The organism is Sulfitobacter sp. 1A13421, from assembly GCF_043557285.1.
Taxonomy (GTDB): Bacteria; Pseudomonadota; Alphaproteobacteria; order Rhodobacterales; family Rhodobacteraceae; genus Sulfitobacter; species Sulfitobacter faviae.
The window spans coordinates 90,881-104,859 of sequence record NZ_JBIFFQ010000003.1 but is presented as its reverse complement, the minus strand read 5'-3'; the positions used below and the strand labels follow the sequence as shown (position 1 = coordinate 104,859).

The following is a 13,979-nucleotide window of genomic DNA, read 5'->3' as shown; positions in this document are numbered from 1 at the left end:
GCAAGAAGGTTTTCGCAGTCGCAGCATTTCGAGGGGTTTGCCTGCAGAGCCAAGCTGCGCACGAATTTTGCGCAGACAGTGGTAATTTGCGGGAAATACAGCGCATTTGCATGCAGATGCGTCGACAACGCCACGCACTTGCGTATTCTCGCGCGCAATATGCGGACAAATTCAATGCCGGAGGCTTGCCATGATCAAAACCCCCTATCTGCTCTTTCTGGGCGACGCACCTGACTCTCTGTCCGCCAAGGTCGCCCAAGGCATCAAGGATTGGCGGCCCGACAATGCGGTCGGCCAGTTCCGCATGGAGGGCTGCAAGGCCGATCTCGGTCTGCAAGACATGACGCTGGCCGAAGCGCGTGAGGCGGGGGCCGAGACATTGGTCATCGGTGTCGCCAACCGTGGCGGTAAAATCAGCGCGGCATGGAAAGAGGTGCTGATTGAGGCGCTGAACATGGGCTTCGACATCGCTTCGGGCCTGCACAACCTGCTGCGCAACGAAGCCGATCTGGTGGCGGCTGCCGAGGCAAACGGCACCACATTGCATGACGTGCGCGTGCCCAGCGTCGAATACCCCATCGCCGACGGCAAGAAGCGCAGCGGCAAGCGGGTTCTGGCCGTGGGCACCGATTGCTCGGTCGGGAAAATGTACACCGCCCTCGCGCTGGACGAGGCGATGCGCGAGAAGGGCATGAAAAGCACCTTCCGCGCCACCGGCCAGACCGGCATCCTGATCACCGGCGAAGGTGTGCCGCTGGATGCCGTGATCGCCGATTTCATGGCCGGGTCGGTGGAATATCTCACCCCCGCCAATGACGATGACCATTGGGACATCATCGAAGGGCAGGGCAGCCTGTTCCACGTCTCTTATTCCGGGGTGACCATGGCGCTGATCCACGGCGGCCAGCCCGATGCGCTGATCCTGTGCCATGAGCCGACCCGGACCCATATGCGGGGCCTGCCGGAATACAGCCTGCCCAGCCTTGAAGCGGTGCGCGACATGGCGCTGACACTGGCGCAGGTGCCGAACCCCGACTGCAAGGTCGTCGGTATCTCGGTCAACACCTACCACATGTCCGAGGCCGAGGCGGATGCCTATCTGGCCGAGGTTGAAGAGCGTCTTGGCCTGCCTGCGGTCGATCCCTTCCGTCAGGGTGCTGCCCGACTGGCCGACGCGCTGGCGGCGCTGTGACCATGCAGATCGATGTTACCGCAGATACCTTCAAACTGGCGCAGGTCTTTACCATCAGCCGCGGCTCGCGGACCGAAGCCAAGGTGCTGACCGTCCGTGTGACTGAAGGCGGCGTGACCGGCTGGGGCGAATGCGTGCCCTACGCGCGCTATGACGAGACCCTCGAATCGGTCACGGCTGAGATCAACGGCCTGCCGGGCGATATCACCCGCCAAGCGCTCTATGATCTGCTGCCTGCCGGGGCCGCACGCAACGCGGTCGACTGCGCGCTATGGGATCTAGAGGCCAAACGCGCAGGCAAGCGGGTGTGGGAACTGGCCGGGCTGAGCGTGCCGGGGCCAGAGATCACGGCCTATACCCTCTCGCTGGACGAACCCGAGGCAATGCGCGCGCAGGCGGCGAAACACAGCTACCGGCCACTGCTGAAAATCAAGCTCGGCACGCCTGACGACATGCCGCGGCTCGAAGCGGTGCGCGCCGGGGCGCCCGATGCCACCATCATCATCGACGCCAATGAAGGCTGGTCGGCTGAGGTCTATGCCGACCTCGCCCCGCATCTGCTCCGTCTGGGTGTGGCGCTGGTCGAACAGCCTCTGCCCGCTGGCGAAGACGACGCGCTTTTGGGGATGGACCGCCCCGTGCCCGTCTGCGCGGATGAAAGCTGCCACGACCGCGCCAGCCTGCCGGGCCTCAAGGGCAAATACGACGTGGTGAACATCAAACTCGACAAGACCGGCGGGCTGACCGAAGCGCTTTCCTTGCGCGATGCGGCGCGGGCGGAAGGCTTCGAGGTCATGGTCGGCTGTATGGTCGGCTCGTCGCTGGCCATGGCCCCGGCGACACTGGTCGCGCAAGGGGCAAAGGTGGTGGACCTTGACGGCCCGCTGCTTCTGGCCGAAGACCGCGACAATGCTTTGAAATTCGACGGCGCGGGCGTGCATCCCCCCGCCGCAGCGCTCTGGGGGTGACCATGCGAACTGTCTATGTAAACGGTGAATATCTGCCCGAGGATCAGGCCAAGGTCTCGATCTTTGACCGGGGTTTCCTGATGGCCGATGGGGTCTATGAGGTGACGAGCGTGCTGGATGGCAAGCTCATCGCCTTTGACGGCCATGCCGAGCGTCTGACCCGCTCGATGAACGAGCTTGACATGCGCGCGCCTGCGACGACCGAAGAACTGCTGGAAATCCACCGCGAGTTGGTGCGGCTGAACGAGATCAAAGACGGGTTGATCTATCTTCAGGTCACGCGCGGGTCGGATGGCGACCGCGATTTCGCCTTCCCCGACCCCGAGACCACCGCGCCCTCGCTGGTGCTGTTCACCCAATCCAAGCCGGGGTTGGCCGACAACCCCGCCGCCCGTGACGGCATCCGCGTGATCAGCATCGAAGACATCCGTTGGGGCCGCCGCGATATCAAAACGGTGCAGCTGCTCTACCCGTCAATGGGCAAGATGATGGCCAAGAAAGCCGGTGTCGAAGACGCGTGGATGGTCGAAGAGGGTTTCGTGACCGAGGGCACCTCGAACAACGCCTATATCGTCAAGGACGGCAAGATCGTCACCCGCGAAACCTCCAGCGACATTCTGCACGGCATCACCCGCAAGGCGGTGCTGGAACTGGCCCGCGAGGCGCAGATGCAGGTGGAGGAGCGCAACTTCACCATCGAAGAGGCGCAGCAGGCGGATGAGGCTTTCGTCACCTCGGCCAGCGCTTTCGTGACGCCGGTGGTTGAGATCGACGGCGCCAAGATCGGCGGCGGCACGCCGGGCAAGCTTGCGCCCCGTTTGCGTGAAATCTATCTCGAAGAGATGCGCAAAACCGCGATCTGAGCTTTAGAACCGCGATAAAACCAGCCCCGCCGCCACCAGCGCGGCGGCGGCAATGCGGGTGGGGGTGATGGCCTGCACCGACAGCCCCAAGAGCCCCGTGGCATCGATCACCAGCGCAGCGCTCAACTGGCCAAGGATCAGCGCCGAGATCACCGTCAGCGCCCCCAGCGTCGGGATCGCCCAAAGCACCGACCAGACGTAGAAGGCCCCCAACACCCCGCCCAGCAGCAAAACGGGAGAGGCCGAGGCCGCGCGGGGCAGGGCGCTCAACTCGCCGCGCAGCAGCAAGACCCCCAACAGGATCGCAAAGCCGACGCCAAAGGACACCGCCGCCGCAGCGACGCCGCTGCCGATGTTGCGCCCCAAGGCGGCATTGATTGGGGTTTGCAGGGCCACGGCGGCCCCGGCGATGGCGACGGTGATAAGGGCGAGGATGGGGGTGTTCATGGCGGCTCCGCTCTGCTTGGCCCCAGCATGAGAGATGTCCCGCCGGGTGCAAGGGCTTTCGCAGCGAGCGCCCGCGCGGCTAGACTGGCGCAAAGAGGAGGCCGCGATGCGCAGAGAGATTGACCGGGCAGAAATGGAAGCCGCCGTGGGCCGTGAATTGGGCGTCTCGCCGTGGTTCGTGATGGATCAGGCGCGGATCGACGCCTTTGCTGATGTGACCGAGGATCATCAGTTCATCCATGTCGACCCGCTCCGCGCGGCCAAGACGGATTTTGGCGGCACCGTGGCGCATGGGATGCTCACCCTGTCGATGATGTCGGGCATGGCTTACGGCGCGCTGCCGGTGGTGGCGGGCACGAAGGCGTCGATCAACTACGGGTTCGACAGCGTGCGCTTCGTGGCACCTGTGCATTCCGGCAAGCGGATTCGGGGGCGGTTCACGCTGGCCGAGGCGCAGAGGCGCGGGCGGGGTGACCTGATGACCCGCTTTGCCGCAACGGTAGAGATCGAAGGCGCCGCGCGGCCTGCGCTCAAGGCGGATTGGCTTGTGCTCTATCAGTTCTAGCGAAGCCCTTGAGCACGCTTGGCCAAGGCAAAGGCGGGCGCACAGGGATGCGCGCCCGCTTTGTGGGTTCATTCAAGCGGGTTGCTCAACCCTTTCCGACATTCTTTTCAAAAGCCGTTTTGAACGCCTCTTTCTGGCTGTCGTTCGCATCGGTCTGATAGTTGGCTTTCCATTCGTCCATCGTCATTCCGTAGAACAGCTCGCGCGCCTCGTCCTTGCCCATCTCGATCCCGCGTTCGTTGGCGGCCTCTTGATACCAGCGCGACAGGCAGTTGCGGCAAAAACCGGCGAGGTTCATCATGTCGATGTTCTGCACATCCGTCCGATCTTCCATCAGGTGTTTCTGCAACCGACGAAAGGCGGCGGCTTGCAGTTCGATCTCTTGTTGGCTGGGCATGACAGCTTCCTTCTCATATCACTGGACGGGACCGCGATGGACCGTCATTCTGATGAAACCTTTGACAGGCACTCATGGGGGCGCTAGGCCACCGGATAGGCGATGTTATCGTTAACATTCGCTCTGGGGACATAGGACACGAAGGAACAGATATGAGACGTTTGCGCAATGTAAAGATCGTGGCCACGCTTGGGCCAGCCTCCGAAACCCGAGAGGTGATCGCGGCATTGCACAACGCCGGGGCGGATGTTTTCCGCCTGAACATGAGCCACGGAAGCCACGAAGAGATCCGGGAAAAGCACCGGATCATCCGCGATATCGAGAAAGAAACTGGCGGCGCGATCGGCATTCTGGCGGACCTTCAGGGGCCGAAGCTGCGCGTTGGCGTGTTCGAGGGCGACGGGCCAACCTTGGAAGAGGGGGCGTCTTTCCGGCTTGATCTTGACGAGACGCCGGGCGATGCGACCCGCGTCTGCCTGCCCCATCCTGAGATTTTCGCGGCGCTTGAGCCGGGCGCGAGCCTGTTGGTCAATGACGGCAAGATCCGCCTCAAGGTGCGCGACTGCGGCCCGGATTTCGCCGATTGCGAAGTGGTCACAGGCGGTGTCATCTCAAACCGCAAGGGCGTGAACGTGCCCGATGTGCTGCTGCCGCTGGCCGCGCTTTCCGAGAAAGACCGCGCCGATCTGGAGTTCGTCTGCGAATTGGGGGTCGACTGGCTCGCCCTCAGTTTTGTCCAGCGTCCCGAGGATGTGACCGAGGCGCGCGATCTGGTCAAAGGCCGGGCGGCGGTGCTGTCGAAGATCGAGAAGCCTGCGGCGGTCGAACGGTTCGAGGCGATCTTGGATGTCAGCGATGGCATCATGGTGGCGCGGGGCGATCTGGGCGTGGAACTGCCCGTCCAGAACGTGCCGCCGATCCAGAAACGTCTGGTGCGCAAATGCCGCGCGGCGGCCAAGCCGGTGATCGTGGCGACACAGATGCTCGAATCGATGATCGAAAGCCCGATGCCGACCCGCGCCGAAGTCTCGGACGTGGCCACCGCGATTTACGAAGGCGCCGACGCCGTGATGCTGAGCGCCGAATCCGCCGCCGGGGATTACCCGCTACAGGCCGTGGCGACGATGGACAACGTGGCCCAAGAGGTCGAAGCCGATGCGACCTATACGCAGATCATCGAATCCTCGCGCACGGCGGATCGCACCACCGTGGCCGATGGCATCGTCGCCGCCGCGCGTGAGATTGCCGAGACGACGGACATCAAGGCGATCTGCTGCTTTACCCAATCGGGCACCACCGCCCTGCTGACCGCCCGCGAACGGCCCCGCGTGCCGATCATCGCCCTGTCGCCGCTGGTCAACACCGCGCGCCGTCTGGCGTTGAGCTGGGGCACGAATTGCATCATCACCGATGGGCATGACCGGTTTAAACTGGCCGTGCTGAGCGCCGCGCGGGCCGCCTTGTCAGAGGGGTATGCCGGGCCGGAGGATCATATCGTCGTCACCGCCGGGGTGCCCTTCAACGTGCCGGGCAGCACCAATATTCTGCGCGTCGCGCCCTGTGACGAACGTTTGATTTACGCCTCCGATCCGGAGTAGCCTTTCCCCAGATAGGGGGATGTTGCGTGGACTCTGACTTGGCAATGGTGGTGGGCATCGTTCTGGCGGTGCTGTCGATCCCCTCGATCCTGTCTGCGGTGACCGACCGTCGGTCGCCGCGCGCCTCGGCCATCACGATCTTGATCGCGGGCGGGCTGATCGTCTTTGCGCTGCGCGAAAATCCGGGGCGCTATTCCTTTGAGAACCTGCCGGAGGTCTTCGTCTCGGTCGCGGCGGACTTCTTGCCCTGAGGGGCCGTGCGAAACCTCTTGCATCCCCGACCGAGCGCGCCTATACGGCGCATCTTAGCCTGCACGACCGGCCTCAAGTGGCATGCCGAGTCGTGTTTATACCGAACTCAAAAGACGGAGACGGAAATGCCCAAGATGAAGACGAAATCGAGCGCCAAGAAGCGCTTCAAGGTCTCGGCGACCGGCAAGGTCATCGCCAGCCAAGCCGGCAAACAGCACGGCATGATCAAGCGGACCAACAAGTTCATCCGTAACGCACGCGGCACGACAACCCTGTCGGAAGCCGATGCAAAGATCGTCAAGGGCTTCATGCCCTACGCCCGCTGATTAAGGAGAGCCGAGATGTCCCGAGTTAAAGGTGGTACAGTCACCCACGCGCGTCACAAGAAGATCATCAAAGCCGCAAAAGGCTACTATGGTCGGCGCAAGAACGTCTTCAAGGTCGCCACGCAGGCGGTCGACAAGGCCAATCAATATGCAACGCGTGACCGCAAGAATCGCAAGCGCAACTTCCGCGCGCTGTGGATCCAGCGGATCAACGCCGCCGTGCGCAGCCACGACGAGGCGCTGACATACAGCCGCTTCATCAACGGTCTGACGCTGGCCGGCATTGAAGTGGACCGGAAGGTTCTGGCCGATCTGGCCGTGCACGAGCCCGAAGCCTTCGGTGCGATCGTCAAGCAAGCGCAGGACGCGCTGGCGGCCTAAGCCGAGATTGCTTTGAATTTGCGAAAGCCCTGCCGGATGGCGGGGCTTTTTGCGTTTGGGGGATCTGCGTTTCGGGCCGTCGTGCGGGCCTTGCCACAATCTTGCCCCGAGAATCCCTTGCCACGGCCTTGCCTGCTCCTCACCCCCCATGGACAATCTGCCCCAACGACAGGTCACTGTGCAGCCTATCTGCACCGGTGCCGCAGCAATTGGCGCTGTTTGTCGGCATGTTATTTGTAAAAGGTGGGGACGTTTATGCCCGGAATTGTAATCAACAGGTTGGACGAAGACCCCCATGAGACGGTCTATGGTATTCGCGATGATACCAGTTCGCGCGGCGTCGATCTTGAGGGCGCGCGGATCACGCTGACCTATGCCGATGGCTCGGTCGAGACGCTGACGTGGCACGCAACGGATCCCTATACGAATGGCGCGGCGGTGGGCGAGGATACGCAGATGTCCTTCGGCTATGACTGGCACCATCTTGAGACGACCAAGCCGCTCGCCACGATGGAGATTGACCTTCAGCCCGCCAGTTCCGTTTTCGACACCACCACCACGGCGGATGACGACCCCAATGGCGGCTCGACCCCCACTTCGCTTGAGGGTTTTCCTTTTCGCGTGGAGTCCGGTTCGCGTGATTTGGCCGGTGATCTTGAGGTGACCTATTCCGGCATCGTCAATCTGGCGGGCAGCCCAGCTGCGGGGGATCTGTTCACCACCATGACCGTCGATTTCTCAGACCTGCCCGAAGGCGGGTTGCTGGGCAATTTGGCGTGGAAGTCCGACATCGACACGATGCGCGAGGAGGGCGATCTGGTCTCGACCGGTGTGGCCTGTTTCGCGCGCGGCACGCTGATCACCACCGAGGCGGGCGATCTTCCGGTCGAGGCTTTGGCCCCCGGCGTGCGCGTGCTGACCCAAGGCCACGGCTATCAGGAGCTTGTCGCAGCGCTGCGCCGTTCGGTCGGGGCGGGGGAGTTGGCGAAGAACCCCAAGCTTTACCCCATCCGTATCCGTGCCGGAGCCTTGGGCGCAGGGCTGCCGAAGCGTGACCTCATGGTCTCAAGGCAGCATCGCATGGTCGCGCGTTCAGGCATCGTCAAGCGGATCTGCGGCGCGATGGCCGTGCTCGTCGCCGCGATCCGGTTGACCGAACTGCCGGGGGTGCATGTGGATGAAAGCGTCGCACAGGTGGACTATTTCCACTTGGTCTTTGAAAAGCACCAGATCGTCTATGCCGAAGGCGCGCCGAGCGAGAGTTTCTTGCTGAATGCCGAAACGGTGAAAACCCTCGGTCAGGCGCAGCGCAAGGAGTTCGCGACGCTCTTCCCCGCCTTGGTTGAGAGCGACGGCTTCGGCACCCCCGCGCATCAGATCCCAGCGGGGCCCGTGCAAAAGCGATTGGTCGCAAAGCACAAGAAAAATGGGCGCGCCCTGTTATCGGTTTAGGGTGTCGGGGTCATAGGGATTGTGGCTGGCGGCGGATAGATTGATCCCATCCTGTGACGCGCGGTGCGCAATCGCCTCTTCGCTGCGGTTCAGTTGCACCGCGATCACGCTGGTCGCCGTGCCCTCTGCCGCAAGAATGCGAAGCTGTTCGAGGTCTTCGGCGCTCCATGGGGCGCCGGTGTGCTGCGGTCACAATCTGCCATGTCGGAGGCTCCTTTCACGGGCAAAACACGGCGCGGCCTGTGGCGGTTCCTCCCATGGGGAGAGGGGGCGCGGTCTTGCGCCCCCTCCTGCCGTCACTTCAAAAGCGCCAGCATCTCTTTCGCCGCTTCTTCGGAAGAGGCGGGGTTCTGGCCGGTGACCAGCTTACCGTCGACCAACACGTAAGACGCCCAATCGTCGCCCTTGCTGTAGTCGCCGCCGTTTTTCTTCAGCATGTCTTCGACCAAGAAAGGCACCACATCGGTCAGGCCAACACCCTCTTCCTCGGTGTTGGTGAAACCGGTGACGCGCTTGCCGGAAACCAGCGGCTTGCCGTCGGCTTGGGTATCTTTGAACACGGCAGGCGCGTGGCAGACGGCACCCACGGGGCGGTCGGAGGCCCAGAAGGTTTCGATCAGGCGCTTGCTGTCGGCGTCATTCGCGAGATCCCACAGGGGGCCGTGGCCGCCGGGATAGAAGATTGCGTCGAAACCATCGGCGTCCACATCGCCCAGCACTTTGGTCGAGGCGAGCGCTTGTTGCGCGGCATCGTCGTCCTTGAAGCGGCGGGTGGCGTCGGTCTGCGCGTCTTCGCTGTCGCTGTTGGGGTCAAGCGGCGGCTGCCCGCCTTTGGGCGAGGCGAGGGTCACATCCGCGCCCGCGTCTTTGAAAACGTAATAGGGGGCGGCGAATTCTTCGAGCCAGAAGCCGGTCTTGTTGCCGGTGTCGCCCAATTCGTCATGCGATGTCAGAACCATCAGGATTTTCATAGGTCTCTCCTTTCGGGGGAGGTTGGGCGCGCCGCTGAAGCAGGGCGCGCCGAGGGGATGCGGCCTAACGCTTTGCAGAGGTGGTGGTTCCCCCATGGCGCCACAACCCCTACGGCTTGCATTCGAGGGGCGGGAGGGCTAGCAGGACGGGGTATTATTCCAAGGGCCTGTCATGGACGATCTGAAGCAAAAGTACCTGAGCCAAATCGCCGATGCTGGCGACGAATCCGCGCTGGAAGACATCCGGCTGGCCGCCGTGGGCAAAAAGGGCGAAGTGGCGCTGAAAATGCGCGAGCTTGGCAAGATGACCCCCGAAGAGCGGCAGGTCGCTGGCCCCGCGCTGAACGCGCTGAAGGATGAGATCAACTCGGCCCTCGCCGCCAAGAAGGCCGGCCTTGCCGATGCCGCACTGGACGAGCGCCTGCGCAGCGAATGGCTCGACGTGACCCTGCCCACGCGGCACCAGCGTCAGGGCAGCATCCATCCGGTCAGCCAAGTGACCGAAGAACTGACCGCGATCTTTGCCGAGATGGGCTTTTCCGTCGCCGAAGGCCCGCGCATCGACACCGATTGGTACAACTTCGACGCGCTGAACATCCCCGGCCACCACCCCGCGCGGGCCGAGATGGACACCTTCTATATGGCGCGTGCCGAGGGCGACGAGCGCGCGCCCCATGTGCTGCGCACCCACACCTCCCCGGTGCAGATCCGCACGATGGAGGCCGAAGGCGCGCCCCTGCGCATTATCTGCCCCGGCGGTGTGTATCGTGCCGATTACGACCAGACCCACACGCCGATGTTCCATCAGGTCGAAGGTCTGGCGATCGACAAGGATATCTCCATGGCGAACCTCAAGTGGACGCTGGAGGAATTCTTTGCCGCCTTCTTCGAGATCGACGGCATTAAGACCCGCTTCCGCGCCTCGCACTTTCCGTTCACCGAGCCTTCGGCCGAGGTCGACATTCAGTGTTCCTGGGTCGACGGCCAGCTGCGCATCGGCGAGGGTGATGGCTGGTTGGAAGTGCTCGGTTCCGGCATGGTGCACCCCAAGGTGTTGCAGGCGGGCGGGATCGACCCGAACGAATGGCAGGGCTTTGCCTTTGGCATGGGGATCGACCGGATCGCGATGCTGAAATACGGCATCCCGGATCTGCGGGCGTTCTTTGATTCAGACCTACGCTGGCTGCGGCATTATGGGTTCGCGAGCTTGGATCAGCCGAATTTGCATGGTGGGTTGTCGCGCTAAACTGCGCATGGAGCCTGCGACGACCGCCGCAGAAACATCAAAATGCACCGCGTGAGGCATGTCTGATATGAAACTCTTTCGACACGAGAACCGCGAGAACAACGCCCGATCTCGCGCGCTTTATGCGAAGTTCGAGATCGCCTACACGCTTATCGATTTCTGCGCGGCTGTCTGTTTCGTTGTCGGCTCCGTGCTGTTTTTCTTCGAAAGCACGCAGACCAGCGCGACATGGCTCTTTTTGATCGGGTCGATCTTCTTTGCGGCCAAGCCTTGTCTGCGGGTGGTCCGCGAAATCAAACTTTATCGGATGGGCGACATGGCCGATCTGGCCAAACGTTACGAGAATTAGGGAACGATCATGAAATTCACCCTCTCCTGGCTCAAGGACCATCTCGACACCACGGCGTCGATTGATGAGATCACCTATGCCCTGACCGACCTCGGCCTCGAAGTCGAAGGCGTCGAAAACCCGGCGGCGAAGCTTGCCGATTTCACCCTCGGCTATGTGCAATCGGCCGAGAAACACCCCGATGCGGACCGGCTGAACGTCTGTCAGGTGGAAACCGACGAGGGCGTCATGCAGATCATCTGCGGCGCGCCGAACGCGCGGGTGGGGATTACCGTCGTTGTGGCCAAGCCGGGCGTTTATGTGCCGGGGATCGACACGACCATCGGCGTGGGCAAAATTCGCGGTGTCGAGAGCTTCGGCATGATGGCCTCCGAACGCGAGATGGAGTTGAGCGAAGAGCACGACGGCATTATTGAGCTGCCCTCGGGCAAGCCCGGCGACCGGTTCATCGACTGGCTGGCCGAGAATGATCCCGCGAAGGTCGACCCGGTGATCGAGATCGCGATTACGCCTAACCGCCCCGATGCGCTCGGCGTGCGCGGCATTGCGCGCGATCTGGCAGCGCGGGGCTTGGGCAAGCTGAGGCCCCGTGATTGCGATGCGGTCGAAGGCAGCTTTGCCTCGCCCGTCTCCGTCAGCATTGACGAAGATACGCGGGATGGTTGCCCGGTGTTCTACGGTCGCCTGATCAAGGGCGTGAAGAACGGCCCCAGCCCGCAGTGGTTGCAGGATTGCCTGCGCGCCATTGGGCTGCGTCCGATCTCCTTCCTTGTGGATGTGACCAACTTCTTCACATTCGACCGCAACCGCCCGCTGCACGTCTTTGACGCCGACAAGGTCAAAGGCAACCTGCGCGTTCACCGCGCCAAGGGCGGCGAAGAGATCGTGGCGCTGGATGAAAAGACCTACACCCTGCAAGCGGGGCAGATGGTCATCTCTGACGATAGCGGCGTGGAAAGCATCGCGGGCATCATGGGCGGTGAGGCAACAGGTGTGACCGAAGGCACGGTCAACGTCTTTGTCGAAAGCGCCTATTGGGATCCGGTGCAGATCGCCTATGCGGGCCGCGCGCTGAAGATCAATTCGGACGCACGTTATCGTTTCGAACGTGGCGTCGACCCGGCCTTTACGCCTGAGGGGCTCGAGCATGCCACGCGGATGATCCTTGATCACGCGGGCGGCGAGGCTTCCGAGGTTGTGGTCGCGGGGCAGGTGCCGGATACCGCGCGCGCCTACAAGCTCGATACCGCCCGCGTTCAATCGCTGGTCGGCATGACGATCCCCGAGAGTGACCAGCGCCAGACGCTGACCGCGCTTGGCTTCGAACTCGACGGTGACATGGCGCAGGTGCCAAGCTGGCGGCCCGATGTGCAGGGCGAAGCTGATCTGGTCGAAGAGGTCGCACGGATTGCCTCGCTGACGCAGCTTCAGGGCAAACCCCTGCCGCGTCTGACCACAGGCGTGCCGCGCCCCGTTCTCTCGCCCATGCAGCGCCGCGTGGTGACCGCACGGCGCACGGCGGCGGCGCTTGGCTACAACGAATGCGTGAGCTACAGCTTCATCGACCAAGCCTCGGCGGCACTCTTCGGCGGTGGCACCGATGCGACGCGGCTGGAGAACCCGATCTCCTCGGACATGAGCCACATGCGCCCCGACCTGCTGCCCGGCCTGCTGCAAGCTGCCGCCCGCAATCAGGCGCGCGGCTTTGCCGACATGGCGCTTTTTGAGGTTGGCCCCGCCTTCTCCGGCGGCGAGCCGGGCGAGGAGCAGGTCATGGTTTCCGGTCTTCTGGTGGGTCGCACCGGCCCGCGGGATGTGCATGGCGCGGCGCGCGCGGTGGACGTCTATGACGTGAAGGCCGATGCCGAGGCGGTGCTGGCCGCCATCGGCGCGCCCGCCAAGGTGCAGATCCTGCGCGGGGCTGATGAATGGTGGCACCCGGGCCGTCACGGCAAGATCTGCCTCGGCCCGAAAAAGGTGCTCGGCGTCTTTGGCGAAGTGCACCCGCGGGTGCTGGCGGCGATGGACGTCAAAGGCCCGGCGATGGCCTTCACCCTCTATCCCGCCGAAGTGCCGCTGCCGCGCAAATCCGGCGCCACGCGCCCGGCGTTGCAGATCAGCGACTTGCAGGCGGTCGAGCGTGACTTCGCCTTTGTCGTGGATGCCGATGTGGAGGCGCTGGCGCTGGTCAATGCCGCTAAGGGTGCCGACAAGGCCCTGATCGAAGATGTCCGCGTTTTCGACGAGTTCATCGGCGGCAGCCTTGGCAAGGGTAAGAAATCCCTCGCCATCACCGTGCGCCTGCAACCCAGCGACAAGACGCTGAAGGATGCAGACATCGAAGCGGTGGGTGCTAAGGTGGTCGAGAAGGTGACCAAGGCCACCGGCGGCGTGCTGCGCGGCTGAACCAAGGAAGGACGGAAGCGATGAAAGTCTATCTCTCCGGTGAAATTCACACCGACTGGCGCGAACAGATCACCGAAGGGGCCAAGGGTCTCGACGTGACCTTTACCGCACCCGTCACCGACCACGCCGCCAGCGACGATTGCGGCGTGGCGATCCTCGGCGCGGAGGACGACAAGTTCTGGCACGACCGCAAGGGCGCACAGATCAACGCGATCCGCACCCGCAAGGCGATCGCCGAGGCGGATGTCGTCGTGGTGCGCTTCGGTGACCAGTACAAGCAATGGAACGCGGCCTTCGACGCGGGCTATGCCGCAGCACTTGGCAAATCGCTGATCATCCTGCACGGCCCCGACCACGCCCATGCGCTGAAAGAGGTCGACGCGGCGGCGCTCGCCGTGGCCTTCGAGCCTGCGCAGGTGGTTGAGATTCTGCGCTATGTCTTGGCCGGTACGCTGCCGGGGTGACACGGCAGCGGGGCTAGCCGCGTTAAAATTGAACATCTATCAAGGGTTGAGCGCGAATCGATTCGGTAGCATGCTGGACGCCGCTGCTTTGCGGACTAAACC

At 63.1% G+C, this 13,979-nt stretch carries 16 protein-coding genes; 13 read left to right on the top strand and 3 right to left on the bottom strand.

Features of this window, described 5'->3' with window-relative positions:
- Window positions 1-190: 190 nt before the first annotated feature.
- From dgcN to ACGYLI_RS07240, 3 genes are read left to right on the top strand one after another with little or no spacing between them, the layout of a single operon-like run.
- The gene (dgcN, locus tag ACGYLI_RS07250; protein WP_067264538.1) at window positions 191-1,192 is read left to right on the top strand and encodes an N-acetyltransferase DgcN; all 1,002 of its coding nucleotides are present in this window, start codon (window positions 191-193) and stop codon (window positions 1,190-1,192) included.
- 2 nt (window positions 1,193-1,194) lie between these two features.
- Window positions 1,195-2,160, top strand: a complete 966-nt coding sequence (gene dgcA, locus ACGYLI_RS07245) for an N-acetyl-D-Glu racemase DgcA (RefSeq protein WP_394418434.1) — start codon at window positions 1,195-1,197, stop codon at window positions 2,158-2,160.
- Between the two features lie 2 nt (window positions 2,161-2,162).
- Window positions 2,163-3,023: a D-amino-acid transaminase gene (locus tag ACGYLI_RS07240; RefSeq protein WP_394418432.1), complete on the top strand. Its 861-nt coding sequence runs from the start codon at window positions 2,163-2,165 to the stop codon at window positions 3,021-3,023.
- A gap of 3 nt (window positions 3,024-3,026) precedes the next feature.
- Here ACGYLI_RS07240 and ACGYLI_RS07235 read toward each other — a convergent pair whose 3' ends face one another.
- Window positions 3,027-3,470 (bottom strand): DMT family transporter, encoded by a 444-nt coding sequence (locus ACGYLI_RS07235; protein ID WP_209216582.1) that lies wholly within the window; start codon window positions 3,468-3,470, stop codon window positions 3,027-3,029.
- 106 nt (window positions 3,471-3,576) lie between these two features.
- Between ACGYLI_RS07235 and ACGYLI_RS07230 the strand changes: the two genes are divergently transcribed.
- Window positions 3,577-4,035, top strand: coding sequence for a MaoC family dehydratase (locus ACGYLI_RS07230; RefSeq protein ID WP_394418430.1), 459 nt, complete (start codon window positions 3,577-3,579; stop codon window positions 4,033-4,035).
- Between the two features lie 85 nt (window positions 4,036-4,120).
- Here ACGYLI_RS07230 and ACGYLI_RS07225 read toward each other — a convergent pair whose 3' ends face one another.
- Window positions 4,121-4,432, bottom strand: a complete 312-nt coding sequence (locus tag ACGYLI_RS07225; protein WP_394418428.1) for a DUF1244 domain-containing protein — start codon at window positions 4,430-4,432, stop codon at window positions 4,121-4,123.
- 152 nt (window positions 4,433-4,584) lie between these two features.
- Between ACGYLI_RS07225 and pyk the strand changes: the two genes are divergently transcribed.
- From pyk to ACGYLI_RS07200, 5 genes are all read left to right on the top strand, one after another.
- The gene (pyk, locus tag ACGYLI_RS07220; protein WP_394418426.1) at window positions 4,585-6,030 is read left to right on the top strand and encodes a pyruvate kinase; all 1,446 of its coding nucleotides are present in this window, start codon (window positions 4,585-4,587) and stop codon (window positions 6,028-6,030) included.
- 26 nt (window positions 6,031-6,056) lie between these two features.
- Window positions 6,057-6,281 (top strand): hypothetical protein, encoded by a 225-nt coding sequence (locus tag ACGYLI_RS07215; protein WP_067264509.1) that lies wholly within the window; start codon window positions 6,057-6,059, stop codon window positions 6,279-6,281.
- Between the two features lie 126 nt (window positions 6,282-6,407).
- Complete coding sequence (rpmI, locus tag ACGYLI_RS07210; protein ID WP_067264506.1) at window positions 6,408-6,608, top strand: 50S ribosomal protein L35; 201 nt, start codon at window positions 6,408-6,410, stop codon at window positions 6,606-6,608.
- Window positions 6,609-6,623: 15 nt separating this feature from the next.
- Window positions 6,624-6,989 carry a 50S ribosomal protein L20 gene (gene rplT / locus ACGYLI_RS07205; protein WP_067264504.1) on the top strand — a complete coding sequence of 122 codons (366 nt, stop codon included), beginning with the start codon at window positions 6,624-6,626 and terminating at the stop codon, window positions 6,987-6,989.
- Between the two features lie 255 nt (window positions 6,990-7,244).
- Entirely contained in the window at window positions 7,245-8,441 is a 1,197-nt protein-coding gene (locus ACGYLI_RS07200; RefSeq protein ID WP_394418424.1) for a Hint domain-containing protein, read from the top strand.
- A gap of 296 nt (window positions 8,442-8,737) precedes the next feature.
- On the opposite strand, the gene ACGYLI_RS07195 is transcribed toward ACGYLI_RS07200, so the two are convergent.
- Entirely contained in the window at window positions 8,738-9,412 is a 675-nt protein-coding gene (locus ACGYLI_RS07195) for a type 1 glutamine amidotransferase domain-containing protein (RefSeq protein ID WP_394418422.1), read from the bottom strand.
- A gap of 172 nt (window positions 9,413-9,584) precedes the next feature.
- On the opposite strand from ACGYLI_RS07195, the gene pheS reads away from it, so the two are divergent.
- The 4 genes from pheS (at window position 9,585) to ACGYLI_RS07175 (ending at window position 13,877) form a co-directional block, all read left to right on the top strand.
- Window positions 9,585-10,658 carry a phenylalanine--tRNA ligase subunit alpha gene (pheS, locus tag ACGYLI_RS07190; RefSeq protein WP_394411191.1) on the top strand — a complete coding sequence of 358 codons (1,074 nt, stop codon included), beginning with the start codon at window positions 9,585-9,587 and terminating at the stop codon, window positions 10,656-10,658.
- A gap of 67 nt (window positions 10,659-10,725) precedes the next feature.
- Complete coding sequence (locus ACGYLI_RS07185) at window positions 10,726-11,007, top strand: YrhK family protein (RefSeq protein WP_271693862.1); 282 nt, start codon at window positions 10,726-10,728, stop codon at window positions 11,005-11,007.
- 9 nt (window positions 11,008-11,016) lie between these two features.
- Window positions 11,017-13,413 (top strand): phenylalanine--tRNA ligase subunit beta, encoded by a 2,397-nt coding sequence (pheT, locus tag ACGYLI_RS07180; RefSeq protein ID WP_394418420.1) that lies wholly within the window; start codon window positions 11,017-11,019, stop codon window positions 13,411-13,413.
- A 20-nt stretch (window positions 13,414-13,433) separates the two neighbouring features.
- Complete coding sequence (locus ACGYLI_RS07175) at window positions 13,434-13,877, top strand: YtoQ family protein (protein ID WP_394418419.1); 444 nt, start codon at window positions 13,434-13,436, stop codon at window positions 13,875-13,877.
- Window positions 13,878-13,979 lie beyond the last annotated feature (102 nt).

Coding starts and splice junctions, on each gene's coding strand:
- ACGYLI_RS07240 (WP_394418432.1), top strand. CDS start 2,163: ATGCGAACTGTCTATGTAAACGGTGAATATCTGCCCGAGGATCAGGCC.
- ACGYLI_RS07185 (WP_271693862.1), top strand. CDS start 10,726: ATGAAACTCTTTCGACACGAGAACCGCGAGAACAACGCCCGATCTCGC.
- ACGYLI_RS07230 (WP_394418430.1), top strand. CDS start 3,577: ATGCGCAGAGAGATTGACCGGGCAGAAATGGAAGCCGCCGTGGGCCGT.
- ACGYLI_RS07235 (WP_209216582.1), bottom strand. CDS start 3,470: ATGAACACCCCCATCCTCGCCCTTATCACCGTCGCCATCGCCGGGGCC.
- rplT (WP_067264504.1), top strand. CDS start 6,624: ATGTCCCGAGTTAAAGGTGGTACAGTCACCCACGCGCGTCACAAGAAG.
- pheS (WP_394411191.1), top strand. CDS start 9,585: ATGGACGATCTGAAGCAAAAGTACCTGAGCCAAATCGCCGATGCTGGC.
- pheT (WP_394418420.1), top strand. CDS start 11,017: ATGAAATTCACCCTCTCCTGGCTCAAGGACCATCTCGACACCACGGCG.
- ACGYLI_RS07175 (WP_394418419.1), top strand. CDS start 13,434: ATGAAAGTCTATCTCTCCGGTGAAATTCACACCGACTGGCGCGAACAG.
- ACGYLI_RS07200 (WP_394418424.1), top strand. CDS start 7,245: ATGCCCGGAATTGTAATCAACAGGTTGGACGAAGACCCCCATGAGACG.
- dgcN (WP_067264538.1), top strand. CDS start 191: ATGATCAAAACCCCCTATCTGCTCTTTCTGGGCGACGCACCTGACTCT.
- pyk (WP_394418426.1), top strand. CDS start 4,585: ATGAGACGTTTGCGCAATGTAAAGATCGTGGCCACGCTTGGGCCAGCC.
- ACGYLI_RS07195 (WP_394418422.1), bottom strand. CDS start 9,412: ATGAAAATCCTGATGGTTCTGACATCGCATGACGAATTGGGCGACACC.
- dgcA (WP_394418434.1), top strand. CDS start 1,195: ATGCAGATCGATGTTACCGCAGATACCTTCAAACTGGCGCAGGTCTTT.
- rpmI (WP_067264506.1), top strand. CDS start 6,408: ATGCCCAAGATGAAGACGAAATCGAGCGCCAAGAAGCGCTTCAAGGTC.
- ACGYLI_RS07225 (WP_394418428.1), bottom strand. CDS start 4,432: ATGCCCAGCCAACAAGAGATCGAACTGCAAGCCGCCGCCTTTCGTCGG.